We start from the raw sequence: 12,697 nt of genomic DNA on the forward strand, positions 1-12,697 counted from the left end.
TTCAGGGTTTATAATCGGTTAGTCGCTGGGTATCATTTATAACTATTTGATAAATATATTTTTAATATAAAAATGTTATTCGTTTTGAATAAAAGTATCACAAAACGATCTGATTTTTGCGTAGTTTTCCACTGTTTTTTGCGCTTGTAAATGGTTAACTTATCGGCATGTCGAAAGGGAGTAATTGCTATGAAAGTTGACTGGCTTTTCAAAAACGTCACGGTGATCGACGGGAGCGGCGGGCCGCAATACCGTGCTGATGTGGCGGTGAAGGGCGATCGAATTATGGCTATCGCCCCGGCGCTGGACGTTGCGGCGGAGCAGGTGATTGATGGCCAGGGGCGGGTACTGGCGCCGGGCTTTATTGATGTGCATACCCATGATGATATCAACGTGATCCGCATGCCGGAGTACTTGCCGAAGCTCAGCCAGGGGGTGACGACGGTGATCGTCGGCAACTGCGGGATCAGTGCGGCGACCGCCACCATGCGGGGGGAAGTGCCGGACCCGATGAATCTCCTCGGCGAGCAGCAACACTTTATCTATCCCACCGTGGAGGCTTATGCCCATGCGGTGGAGGCGGCGCGACCGTCGCTGAATGTCGGTACGTTAATCGGTCACACCGCGCTGCGCAATAACCATATGGACGATCTGTTTCGTCCGGCGAACGAGACGGAAATCGCCGGCATGCGCGTACAGCTACGCGATGCGCTGCGCCAGGGAGCATTAGGGCTCAGTACCGGGCTGGCCTACGCCAGCGCCTTCCAGTCGACCACCGAGGAGGTGATGGCGCTGGCGGAAGAGCTGGCGGCCGGGAAGGGCGTCTATACCACCCATTTACGTTCAGAGTTTGAGCCGATTCTCGAGGCGCTGGACGAAGCCTTCCGTATTGGCCGTCACGGCAACGTGCCGGTGGTGGTTTCGCACCACAAGTGCGCCGGGGCAAAAAACTGGGGGCGTACCAAAGAGACGCTGGCGTTTTTCGATGAGATGCGCCAGCAGCAGGATATCGCCTGCGACTGTTATCCCTATTCAGCCAGCTCATCGACGCTGGATATGAAACAGGTGACCGACGAGTTTGATATCGTGATTACCTGGTCTGAAGCGCAGCCGGAGCAGGCGGGGAAAACGCTGCAGCAGATCGCCGATGAGTGGCAGGTGAGCCTGCACGACGCCGCGGCGCGGCTGATGCCGGCGGGCGCTATTTATCACAACATGGATGAGCAGGACGTACGGCGGGTGATGCGCTATCCGGTCACCATGATTGGCTCTGACGGGCTGCCGAACGATCCGATGCCGCATCCGCGCCTGTGGGGCGCCTTCCCGCGGGTGCTCGGCCACTATAGCCGCGACGAGCAGCTATTCCCGCTGACTACCGCGGTACACAAGATGACCGGGCTGTCGGCGGCGCGCTTCCAGCTGGCGGATCGCGGGCTGGTGAAAATTGGCTACTTTGCCGACCTGGTGCTGTTTGACCCGCAGACGGTGCGCGATGTCGCCAGTTTCTCCGACCCGAAACGACCGGCGGACGGCATTGAGGCGGTGATGGTCAACGGCGTGATGAGCTACGGCAGTGATAAGAAAATTACCGGACGGGCAGGGCGTTTCCTGCGTCGTCGGATGGACTAAGGAGTTGAGTATGAGTATCAAGCGTTATGGCGTAGAAGGTGGTACCGGTACCGGCGGGCAGCACCTGCCGTTCGCGCGGGCGGTGGAAGCGGGAGGCTGGCTGTACGTTTCCGGCCAGACGCCGATGAAAAATGGCGAAGTCGTGGAAGGCGGGATTGTCGACCAGTCGCGTCTGGCGATTCAGAACTGCGTAGATATCATGACCGAAGCGGGCTACACCCTGGCCGACGTGGTGCATGTTAAAGTGATCCTCACCGATGCGCGCTATTTTCAGTCGTTCAATAAGGTATTTCGCGAGTTCTTTGGCGACAACCCGCCTGCCCGCATCTGCTGCGTAGCGGACCTGGTGGTGGATTGTAAAGTCGAAGTGGATGTGACCTGTTTTAACGCTGCGCGACAATAACGCTCGAAACCTAAAATAAATCCCTCCCTTTGCGGGAGGGAGCATCAAAAAAGTGTGATATCGGCACCAGAGTGAATAAATAAATCGGTGCCACTGGGTTCGCTATGCCTTTTTTCAGGCATGGTTCCTGTTAACTCATAATATTCAGCGGCACGAATATTATTTATTACGTCTGGATGTGAGCCATGAATAATATGTCATTTATGATTTGGTTTTCCGTTTATGCCTGCGCGATGATTACCTTAGGCTGGTACGTTTCGCGCAAACAGAAAACCGGCGAAGACTTTTTACTTGGCGGTCGTTCGCTGCCGATGATCCTCACTCTCGGTTCGACGGTCGGCACCATGGTGGGGACCGGCTCCAGCGTCGGCGCCGTCGGCTTTGGCTACAGCAACGGCTGGGCCGGGATGCTTTACGGCCTCGGCGGCGCGGTGGGGATTCTGCTGGTGGCATGGTTATTCGCGCCGGTACGTAAACTTCGCTTCATGACCATGAGTGAAGAAATGTCGTATTACACTGGCGGCAGTAAAATTATAAAAAACCTCGTCGCAATACTTATTTTTATTGCCTCTATAGGCTGGCTGGGGGCGCATATATTAGGCGGCGGATTATACCTGGCGTGGGCCAGCGGCATTGATATTAATGTCGCGAAAATTATTATCGCGCTGGCTTTTGTGGTTTATGTCGGTATTGGCGGCTATTCCGCGGTGGTGTGGATCGATACCATTCAATCGATCGTGCTGTTCGTGGGCTTTATTTTAATGGCGATACTGGCGGTTCATCACGTTGGCGGCTGGAACCATATTCAGCAGGCCGTCGATCCGGCGGCGCAAAGCCTGTTCGCGGTCGATAAATTAGGCGTGTTGCCGGCGCTATCATTGGCGATGGTGATCGGCGTCGGCGTGCTGGCGACGCCTTCTTATCGCCAGCGTATTTACTCGGCGAAGACCGTCTCCTCGGTGCGCCAGTCCTTTACCATTACCGGCCTGCTGTATCTGGGCTTCTCCTTCCTGCCGGCGATCATCGGTATGGCGGTATGGACCATGAACCCGCAGCTGGAGAACAGCGGCTTCGCTTTCTTGTTTGCCACCCAGGTGCTGCCGCCGGTGCTGGCGATGGCGATCCTGATTGCCGGCATGTCGGCCAATATGTCTTCCGGCAGCTCTGATGCCATCGCCGCGGTGTCCATTATGCTGCGCGACCTCTACACCCTGGTGACCGGCCATATGCCCGCGCCGGAGAAAGCGATTCGCCTGTCGCGGATCTTCCTGGTTCTGGTGATTGCGCTGGCGCTGCTGTTTGCCCTGACCTCCAACGACATCATCAGCTACATCACCAAAATGATCTCGATGATTATGTCCGGGATGTTTATCTGCACCATGCTTGGCCGTTTCTGGACACGCTTTAACTGGCAGGGCGCGGTCGCCGCGCTGGCCGGCGGCGCCGGGGCATCGGTTGCGGTGCTGGTGGATAGCGACTGGCTGGCGTTCTGGGGCAACCCGTGTATTCCGGCGGTGCTGACGAGCCTGGTGGCCTCGGTTGTGGTGACGTTACTGACCCCGGCCAGCAGCATGAGCCGCGAGCAGGCGCTGGAGATGATTACCCGCGAGCGTGAAAGCCGCCCAACGCCGCCGCCGCTGCCGATTGGCAAACGTCATACCTCACGCGGGTAAGGGGCAATCATGAACGAGTATATTGCCGTCGATTGGGGCTCCACCCAGCTGCGGGCATGGCGGATGCGTGATGGCGAATGCATCGACAAGCTGAAACTGCCCTGCGGCGTCACGCGTCTGAACGGGCAGCGCGCCGAAGCGGTATTTCAGCAGCAGTTGGCGCCGTGGCGCGGCGACCCCGCGCTGCCGGTGGTGATGGCGGGCATGATCGGCAGCGATGCCGGTTGGCAACCGGTGCCTTATCTGGCCTGCCCGCTGGCGCTGGAGGCACTCAACGGTCAGTTATATGAGGTGGCGGAAAAAGTGTGGATCGTGCCGGGGCTGAAAGTGGCGCAGGCTGCAGATTACGACGTAATGCGCGGTGAAGAAACGCAGCTGCTGGGCGCCTGGCAACTGATGCCCGCGGAGTGTTACGTGATGCCCGGCACCCACTGCAAATGGGTGCAGGTGCAAAACGGCGTGGTGCGCCAGTTCGCCACGGCGATGACCGGCGAACTGCATCACCTGCTGCTTAACCATTCGCTGCTCGGCCAGCAACTGCCTGCGCAGTTCCCGGATGAAGCCTCTTTCGCCCTCGGTATAGAAAAAGGGTTAAATCAGCCGGCGTTATTGTCCGGGCTTTTTAGCGCCCGCGCCGCGCGGGTGTTAGGCTCGCTGGCGGCGACTTCGGTGAGCGATTATCTCTCCGGGCTGTTGATTGGCGCGGAGGTGGCGACATTCAGCGAACGCTATCGCGCCAGCCGCGTGGTGCTGGTTGGTGAGCACTCGCTCAACGCCCGTTATCAGCAGGCGATGGCGGCGCGTGGGTTAGCCGTTTCCTGTTGCTCCGGCGAGGCGGCGTTTCTTTCGGGTATAGCGAGGATGATTGATGGACAAGATTAAGCTGGTGGCGATTTTACGCGGCATTCAACCCGCTGAGGCGGCAGATCATATTGAGACGCTAATAAATGCAGACTTTCGCTATATCGAAATCCCGCTCAATTCGCCGGACTGGCAGCAAAGTATTCCGGCGATGGTGCGTCAGTTTGGCGAGCGGGCGATGATTGGCGCGGGAACGGTGCTGAAGGTTGAACAGGTTGATTTTCTCGCTGAAGCTGGGGCGAAACTTATCGTGACGCCCAATACGGCCCCGGCGGTGATCCGCCGCGCGGTAGATAAGGGGATGCTGGTGTGCGCCGGCTGCGCGACGGCCTCCGAGGCGTTTAGTGCGCTGGATGCCGGGGCGCAATGGCTGAAAATCTTTCCGTCATCAGCATTCGGCGCGGACTATATTCGCGCGCTGAAAGCGGTGTTGCCGCCGGAGGTTCCGGTGCTGGCGGTCGGCGGCGTGACGCCGGAAAGTCTGGCGACCTGGATACAGGCGGGGTGCGCCGGTGCCGGTCTGGGCAGCGATCTTTATCGCGCCGGACAGGCCGTGGAACGTACCCGCGAGCAGGCGGAGAGGTTTATCTCCGCCAGTAAAAGTTAGTCCCCCAGCGGCTGCCGATCGACGCCGCCGCGGTGGCTGTCGAGCGCCAGCTTAATACGGCGTAATTTGCCTTTTGCCTGGGGTTTGTTGGCCATCGCCAGTTCGGTGGCCAGCACATCGACCATCGCCAGCATCGCGTAACGGGAAGTGCTGGGCTTAAAGATATAGTCGTTTTCCCGTACCAGCAGCGGTAGCACCAGATCCGCCTGTTCAGCCAGCGGCGTTCCGGCGGGGGTAATCGCAATAACCTTCGCGCCGTACTGGCTGGCAATCGCCGCGCTCTCGATGATTTCCCGGGTATAGCCGCCCAGAGAAAGCACGATCACCACATCCTGCGGCGTCACCGCCGAGCTCATCATGCGTACCAGCAGACCATCGCTCTGGCTGACTACCGGCAGACCGAGGCGAAACAGGCGATACTGAATTTCCTGAGCGCAGATGGTCGAACCGCCGCCCATCCCCAGGGCGAGGATCTGCCGCGCATCGCTCAGCCAGCTCACCGCGCGCTTCAGCGCCTCGATATCCAGCGCCCGCCGGTTGGTCTCCAGTACGCTGATGATTGACTCATAGATCCCCTGGACGCCTTCGAGATCCGGAACATCGAGGATAAACCGCTGGCCGACCGCAAGAGATTGCGCAAGCTTCATCTTCAGCTCGCGGACGTCTTTACAGCCGAGCGCCCGGGCAAAACGGGTGACCGAAGCCTGGCTGGTTTGCGTCAGACGCGCTATCTCGGCGATGGGCAGCTCCGCCGCCGCCGCGACATCATCGAGAATAAACTGCGCAATGCGTTTTTCGGTCGCCGTGAGTTCCACAAAGCGATCTGTTATGCAGGAAATAATATCGATTGACCAGGACATACGGTAACAACGGGTAAGTTTTGAATGGTACTTTGTACCATATTGCGCCGCTGAAATCAGTGCTGAAGTCTACAACGCCAGGCGCATGGCGCAGCGCGACTCGGGCGGCAGGCCGTGCCGGGTCTCCTGTTCCCTTTTTGCTGCCAGCCCGGCGGGCAGGGTCAGCTCATCGAGCATGGCGAATCCCAGACGGGTATAAAACGGCGCATTCCACGGCACCTCGCGGAAGGTGGTGAGGGTTACCGCCGGGTAGCCCATCTGCCGTGCGCTCTCAATAACCCGCTCCAGCAGCATCCGGCCGATGCCCTGTTGCTGCCAGGCCTGGTGGACGGCGACTTCGACGATAAATAACGCATCGTCGAGCGGTTCGGTCAGAATAAAGCCAACGGGTTGCCCGGCGGCTACCGCCAGCAGGCTATGCTCCGTTTCCAGATAATCATGATGGCGCGCAACGCTAATCACCTCGCTGTCCGCCAGCCAGGCGAGAGAAGGGATCTGGCGAAATGCCTGGGCGGCAGAACGTTCAATGGCGGGCAGAAGGGCGATATCGCTCTCCTGAGTCAGGCGTAATACGGCACCGGCAGTTATAGTGTTAGTTTTCATCATCTCAGCATAGCAGCCTTCGGGAGAAAAGTATGGAGCTGACCGCCGTTCCCGCCACGCAGTTCAGCAGCGTGCAGTTAACGGATATTCTCAACGCCTGTTTTGAAGCCTACCTGGTGCCTGTTACCCAGTCGGTAGAGGGATTTGTTCAGCGTTTTAGCGCCGAGGGGATGAGCCTGGTCGATTCCCGCGTCTGGCTGGCCGGAGATGAACCGGCGGCGATCGCGATCGTCGCGCGCCGGGGGAGTGCCGCTCGCCTGGCGGCCTTTGCCCTGCGCCCGGCCTGGCGCGGCAAAGGCCTGGGCCGGAAACTGATGCAGGAGCTGCTGATGCTTTTGCAACAGCAGGGGATCGAGACGGTATTCCTGGAGGTGATCCGCGATAACCATGCGGCCGTCGCGCTGTATCAGTCGCTGGGCTTTACGCGACGCTATGGGCTCTGCGGCTACCTGAGTACAGAACTTCTGCCCCCGGTGCCGGGCGTATTGCAGCTTTATCCCACCCTGTCCCTGCTTCGGCGCGCCATTGAGGAGAGTAACAGCCAGCTTCCCTGGCTGCTGGATCCGCTTACCTTCGCCACTCTGCCATGTCAGGTCGTGACGCTGGAACAGCGCGCCTTCGCGGTTCTAACGACGGCGGGCTCGCGCCCTGTACTGTCGTTTTTGTGGGTGGAGCCCGCCGCCCGCCGCCAGGGGCTGGCGCGTGAGCTGCTGAAGGCGCTGGCGCAGCAGTTCCCGGGCATTGGTACTTCGGTGACGGTCCCGGAAACTTTTACGCCGCTGTTTGCCGCGGCCGGCTATGCCGCTTTGACACTACAACAGTATGAGATGAGCGCAACGATGAATGCCCTGCGGTCGGCAGGGCGTTAAGATTTAGTCGTTACGCGGATCGCTAATTGGCTGCCGAACCAGGAAAATGTAGGCCAGCGCGCCGAGAGCGGTCACACAGCCGCATATAACCAGCGCCAGCTGGAAGGAATGGGTGGTATCGACAATAAATCCGGTCACCACCGGTGCAAATGAAGCGCAGATAAAGCTGGCGAAATTCTGAATACTGCCGACGGAAGCCGTCATTCTTGATGCCACGGCGACGTGGATCAATCCCCAGCAGGACGTTCCGGCAAAATGAATGCAGAACAACGCCATACCGATTAACAACACCGCCGCGAAAGAGGTAGTGGCATGCGGCACGATCAGTGTAAACGCCGCGGAGCAGAACATCCCGGCAATGATGCAGATCTTGCGGCTTTTGATCGGTGCCATGCCGCCTTTGACCAGCCAGTCGGTGACGTAGCCATTGATCAGCATACCGGCGGCACCAAACAGGAAAGGAATTGCGGCCATAAATCCGGTACTTTTCAGATCGAGGTTATACGCTGTTTGCAGGTAGCCCGGCAGCCAGGCCAGATACAGCCACGCGGTATAATTGATGCCGCTGAAGCCGAGCATCATTCCCCACATGGTTTTGTTTTTAAACAGGCTGCGCCATTCGGCAAAGCTCAGCGGGTCGCGGCGAACGTTGACGCTTCCGGCGTTAAGGTACGCCTGTTCATCGGCGGTGAGGGGGAGATCCTCCCGGTTGCGATAAAGCATATACCAGCCGATAGCGATAAAGATCCCTAGTATGCCGATAGTGATAAACATCCAGCGCCAGCCCATCATCAGCATCATTGCGGCAAGGATTGGTGGGCTGACCGCGACACCGATCGTCGAGGCGGCGTTGAAGAAGCCCATTGGGCGACCGCGCTCTTTAATATTAAACCAGTCGTTGATCACCTTGACGCCGCAGGGGTTCATTGGCGCTTCGCCGATCCCCATGCCGATGCGCACCAGGACGAACTGGGTAAAGCTGTGCACCATCCCGGAGAGCGCCTGAAATAGTGACCAGAAAAACATACCCAGCCCTAGCATGATGCGTGGACCTTTGCGGTCCAGCAGAGGGCCGCAGGGCAGTTGCGCAATGCCATAGGCTAGAGAAAAAACCGATAACAGCGCCCCGATTTCAGTGGCGTTGAGCCCTAACTCCTGGCGAATCGTTAAGTTTGCCACGGACAATGAACTTCGGTCGAGGTAGTTAATCACCGCCGCCAGAAATAACAGAATCATTGCCGTTGTTTGAATCTTTTTAATACGAGAGCTACGTTGTAGTGTATTTTCTAAGGGAACTGAAAGGGGTTCCGCTTTCCCCTCTTTAAAGTCGGTCTGCGGGTCTATGGTTATATTTTGTGATTCCACGCCTGACTCCTGATTATTATGTTTGAACGCCAAGTAACAACGAATGGTTTAAAGACCACCCACATATTTCACAGTAAAGTAAGTCGACTTGTTTTCAGCATAAATAACCTTTTTGAGGGCGCCGGATTACGTTTTTGGATTTGTGCTGTTGCTAATCATTTTCTGTTTTTAATCGGTACTTAATGCGCCAGCGATTCACTTTGCTTGATAGAGTTAATCATGGATTGCTTCGCAGTGTTCAGGTGGTTACGTAGCGCCAGGTTGGCATCCAGATCGCTGCGACAGATGAGTGCGCTCAGGATAGTCATATGTTCGTCAATAGCGATGATATTGCGCTGTTTAAGGTCGCTTTCATCCCACTGATAGTGGAAGTGAAAGATCACGGAGATAATCTCAAGGGATTGATTAAAAAATATATTATCCGCGGCGGAAAGCAGCAGCGAATGAAAATCACGATCGAGCTGGGAGAACATACTAAAGCTGTCGCCAATGCTGTCCCGCAGAGTGCGGTGGCGCTCAAGCAGGGTTTTGGCCTGCAGCCAGCGGGCATCGCTGTCCGGCAGATTAAGAAAGTGTTGAAGTGCGTGAGTTTCCAGCATTTCCCGCAATTCGAACAGTTGTTCGGCCCAGGATTGCTCAAATTTCTTCATGTTCCACTGGCCGCGTTTTTCGCTTTCAATCAGGTTGTAGCGGCTGAATTTCAGTAAAAACTCTCTGACCACGACCGGGCTGACGCCCGCGGCACGCGCCAGTTGCAGTTCGGAGAATCGCTCTCCGGCGCGTAACTGGCGTTGGTTAATCATGGTGAAAAACGCTTGTTCAAAGAGACGGTTTTGTTCGGCCAGCGAGGCGCTGGAACTATCGAAGCCGTCCTGTACTTCCGGTTGACGAAGGATCTGGTAGTCGTGATTGACCTGGCTCAGGACGCCGCGCTCGCATAAGTGGCAAAGGATATGGCGCACCGTGGTGCGGCTGATGTTATACATTTCCGCCAGTGCGCTTTGCGAGGGGAGCGGCGAGGGGATAAAGCCGCGCGCCATGTCGTTGATGACCTGGTTAATAACATTGTGACGAAGGTTTTGTGAGCGACTCATAACGTTTTCCTTTTTTATCCATTAAAACCGGATTTAAAACAGTTTTGTGCGCGATATTTCACAGATTTTGCAATGACTTTTACTCTACTTCTATTTTTCATCGATATCTAAGCCAACAAATACGGAGGCAATAATTATGACGTCGATGAATACTTTAGTATGTCAGGAACCTAAAAAATTACACTGGGAAAAACGCCAGATTCCCATTCCCGGCGATGATGAAGTGCTCATTAAAATAAAGGCGGTGGGGATTTGCGGGACAGATATTCATGCATGGGGCGGCAATCAGCCTTTTTTTAGCTATCCGCGTGTTCTTGGTCATGAAATATGCGGTGAGATAATTGGGCTGGGTAAAAATATTCTTAATTTGAAGAGTGGCCAACAGGTTGCTGTGATTCCCTATGTCGCCTGCCGCCACTGCCCGGCCTGTCTGAGCGGCCGGACAAACTGCTGTGAGAACATTTCGGTGATCGGGGTGCATCGCGACGGCGGGTTTAGCGAATACCTCTGCGTTCCGGTAAACAATCTGCTGGTGGTGGATGATGTCGACCCTGAAGCTGTAGCGTTGATTGAGCCATTCGCCATTAGCGCCCACGCGGTGCGTCGCGCAGCGATCCAGCCGGGAGATCAGGTACTGGTGGTCGGCGCGGGTCCGATTGGGCTCGGGGCAGCGGCGATCGCTAAGGCTGACGGCGCACAGGTGGTGGTGGCGGATACCAGCCCGGCGCGGCGCGATCATGTGGCACAACATCTCGGCCTGACCACCCTCGATCCCTCCGATCCACTGTTTACCGAGCAACTGTCGGCCACGTTTGACGGTTCTCTGGCGCAGAAAGTGATTGACGCGACGGGAAATCAGCAAGCAATGAACAACACCGTTAATTTAATCCGTCACGGCGGCAGCATCATTTTTGTTGGTCTGTTTAAGGGGGAGCTGCAGTTCTCTGACCCGGAATTTCATAAGAAAGAGACGACGATGATGGGGAGTCGTAATGCGACAGAAGAGGATTTTGCCAAGGTCGGGCGGCTGATGACTGAAGGGAAAGTGACCGCCAGGATGATGCTGACCCACCGTTACGACTTCAAATCGCTGGCGGAAATTTACGAAAGCGACGTGATTAACAATCGTCAGCTGATCAAAGGCGTTATTCATTTTTAGCAGGGAAGCTCATGAAAACCTTAAACCGACAAAACTTTCCAGGACCTCAGTATCCGACCCGTGCGATTCAGTTCGGCGAGGGCAATTTCCTGCGGGCATTTATTGACTGGCAGCTGGATCTGCTGAATGAGAAAACCGATCTGGCGACGGGCGTCACCATTGTTCGCCCGATCAACACCGTTTTTCCGCCGTCGTTAAATACTCAGGACGGGCTGTATACCACGGTGATCCGCGGGTTGAATGAACGCGGCGAGGCGGTGAGCGAGGCGCGGATTATCCGCTCCGTAAATAATGAGATCAATCCCTGGCAGGATTTTGCTGGCTACCTGGCGCTGGCTCGTGACCCGGAGATTACATTTGTGTTTTCAAACACCACCGAAGCGGGGATTAGCTATCACGCCGGGGACCGGCCTGACGATATGCCGCCGGTCAGCTTCCCGGCGAAGCTGACCCAATTGCTTCTTGAGCGGTTCCGTCATTTCAACGGCGCAGCGGATAAGGGCTGGACAATAATCCCTTGTGAACTGATTGACTATAATGGCGAAGCACTGAAGGCGTTGGTGCTGCGCTATGCTAAAGAATGGCAGTTGCCAACGGCATTCAGCGACTGGGTTGAAACTGCCAATACATTTTGTTCAACGCTGGTTGACCGCATCGTCACCGGCTATCCGCGCGAGGAAGCGGAAAAGCTGGAGGCGGAGCTCGGCTACCATGATGCTTTCCTGGATACTGCCGAATACTTTTGGTTATTTGTAATCCAGGGGCCGCAGGGGCTGGCGGAAATGCTGCGGCTGGATCGCTGCCCGCTGAATATTCGTATCGTAGAGGATATCCGGCCCTATAAAGCGCGCAAGGTTGCCATTCTTAACGGCGCGCATACCGCGCTGGTGCCGGTAGCATGGCTGTGTGGGGTGGATACGGTTGGCGAAGCGATGCGGGACAAAGCCGTTCGCCATTATGTCCAGCAGACGATTGATGAAGAGATTATCCCGGCGCTCGATTTACCGGCCGAGGAGCTTCGTCAGTTTGCCGATGCGGTCACCGGGCGCTTTCTTAATCCCTATATTCGCCATCAATTGCTCGCCATCGCCCTGAACGGCATGACTAAGTTTCGTACCCGGATCCTGCCGCAGCTGCTGACGACTATCCGCCAACACGGCGCGATCCCGCCGCGGCTAACGTTTGCTCTGGCGGCGCTCATCGCCTTCTATCGCGGTCAGCGTGACGGACAGACGTATCCGCTACAGGATGACGAAGTTTGGTTAACCCGCTTTGCTGAAGGATGGGCTCAGGTGGCGAACGGCAGCCCGCTGCATGAACTGGTCACAGAAGTCCTGCAGGATGCTGCGCACTGGGGTGAGGATCTGACGGCCATTCCCTGCCTTGCCGACCAGGTCACGCGCTATCTGGAAATGATTTTGCGCGCGGGGATGCGCGAGGCCCTGTCGCGGTTGTAGTCGGTTTGTTGTGCGGCGCCCGCGGATTGGGGCGTCGTTTTTTTTTGTGCTCTGAACCGCAAAAAATGAATTAAGCGCCAACGGTTGGCGGATTTCCCGCATCATATCCCTTCGTAA

General features: G+C 56.6%; 13 protein-coding genes. 8 read left to right on the top strand and 5 right to left on the bottom strand.

Annotation, left to right across the window (positions count from 1 at the left end; translation table 11 throughout):
• Positions 1–32: 32 nt before the first annotated feature.
• The gene (locus KPHS_06420; RefSeq protein YP_005224942.1) at positions 33–212 is read right to left on the bottom strand and encodes a hypothetical protein; all 180 of its coding nucleotides are present in this window, start codon (positions 210–212) and stop codon (positions 33–35) included.
• On the opposite strand from KPHS_06420, the gene KPHS_06430 reads away from it, so the two are divergent.
• The 5 genes from KPHS_06430 (at position 190) to KPHS_06470 (ending at position 5,173) form a co-directional block, all read left to right on the top strand.
• Complete coding sequence (locus KPHS_06430; RefSeq protein ID YP_005224943.1) at positions 190–1,629, top strand: D-aminoacylase; 1,440 nt, start codon at positions 190–192, stop codon at positions 1,627–1,629. The two genes, KPHS_06420 and KPHS_06430, sit on opposite strands and share 23 nt — an antisense overlap.
• 10 nt (positions 1,630–1,639) lie before the next feature.
• Positions 1,640–2,032, top strand: a complete 393-nt coding sequence (locus KPHS_06440; RefSeq protein ID YP_005224944.1) for a RidA family protein — start codon at positions 1,640–1,642, stop codon at positions 2,030–2,032.
• A 185-nt stretch (positions 2,033–2,217) separates the two neighbouring features.
• A complete protein-coding gene (locus tag KPHS_06450; RefSeq protein ID YP_005224945.1) occupies positions 2,218–3,705 on the top strand; it encodes a sodium/panthothenate symporter in 1,488 nt (495 codons plus the stop codon).
• A gap of 9 nt (positions 3,706–3,714) precedes the next feature.
• Complete coding sequence (locus KPHS_06460; RefSeq protein YP_005224946.1) at positions 3,715–4,587, top strand: 2-oxo-3-deoxygalactonate kinase; 873 nt, start codon at positions 3,715–3,717, stop codon at positions 4,585–4,587.
• Positions 4,574–5,173 carry a keto-hydroxyglutarate-aldolase/keto-deoxy- phosphogluconate aldolase gene (locus KPHS_06470; protein YP_005224947.1) on the top strand — a complete coding sequence of 200 codons (600 nt, stop codon included), beginning with the start codon at positions 4,574–4,576 and terminating at the stop codon, positions 5,171–5,173. The genes KPHS_06460 and KPHS_06470 overlap by 14 nt, the downstream gene beginning before the upstream one ends.
• On the opposite strand, the gene KPHS_06480 is transcribed toward KPHS_06470, so the two are convergent.
• Together KPHS_06480 and KPHS_06490 are read right to left on the bottom strand one after the other, a co-directional pair.
• A complete protein-coding gene (locus KPHS_06480) occupies positions 5,170–6,033 on the bottom strand; it encodes a transcriptional regulator (RefSeq protein ID YP_005224948.1) in 864 nt (287 codons plus the stop codon). The two genes, KPHS_06470 and KPHS_06480, sit on opposite strands and share 4 nt — an antisense overlap.
• A 69-nt stretch (positions 6,034–6,102) precedes the next feature.
• A complete protein-coding gene (locus tag KPHS_06490) occupies positions 6,103–6,639 on the bottom strand; it encodes a putative N-acetyltransferase (protein YP_005224949.1) in 537 nt (178 codons plus the stop codon).
• 29 nt (positions 6,640–6,668) lie between these two features.
• On the opposite strand from KPHS_06490, the gene KPHS_06500 reads away from it, so the two are divergent.
• Positions 6,669–7,505 carry a putative N-acetyltransferase gene (locus KPHS_06500; protein ID YP_005224950.1) on the top strand — a complete coding sequence of 279 codons (837 nt, stop codon included), beginning with the start codon at positions 6,669–6,671 and terminating at the stop codon, positions 7,503–7,505.
• A 3-nt stretch (positions 7,506–7,508) separates the two neighbouring features.
• Here the strand turns inward: KPHS_06500 and KPHS_06510 are convergent, their stop codons facing one another.
• Both KPHS_06510 and KPHS_06520 read right to left on the bottom strand, forming a co-directional pair.
• Positions 7,509–8,870 (bottom strand): major facilitator family transporter, encoded by a 1,362-nt coding sequence (locus KPHS_06510; protein ID YP_005224951.1) that lies wholly within the window; start codon positions 8,868–8,870, stop codon positions 7,509–7,511.
• A gap of 179 nt (positions 8,871–9,049) precedes the next feature.
• The gene (locus tag KPHS_06520; RefSeq protein YP_005224952.1) at positions 9,050–9,964 is read right to left on the bottom strand and encodes a GntR family transcriptional regulator; all 915 of its coding nucleotides are present in this window, start codon (positions 9,962–9,964) and stop codon (positions 9,050–9,052) included.
• A gap of 136 nt (positions 9,965–10,100) precedes the next feature.
• Between KPHS_06520 and KPHS_06530 the strand changes: the two genes are divergently transcribed.
• A complete protein-coding gene (locus KPHS_06530) occupies positions 10,101–11,123 on the top strand; it encodes an alcohol dehydrogenase GroES domain-containing protein (RefSeq protein YP_005224953.1) in 1,023 nt (340 codons plus the stop codon).
• Between the two features lie 11 nt (positions 11,124–11,134).
• Complete coding sequence (locus tag KPHS_06540; protein ID YP_005224954.1) at positions 11,135–12,580, top strand: mannitol dehydrogenase domain-containing protein; 1,446 nt, start codon at positions 11,135–11,137, stop codon at positions 12,578–12,580.
• Positions 12,581–12,697 lie beyond the last annotated feature (117 nt).

This window comes from Klebsiella pneumoniae subsp. pneumoniae HS11286, assembly GCF_000240185.1.
In the GTDB taxonomy this organism is placed as follows: Bacteria; Pseudomonadota; Gammaproteobacteria; order Enterobacterales; family Enterobacteriaceae; genus Klebsiella; species Klebsiella pneumoniae.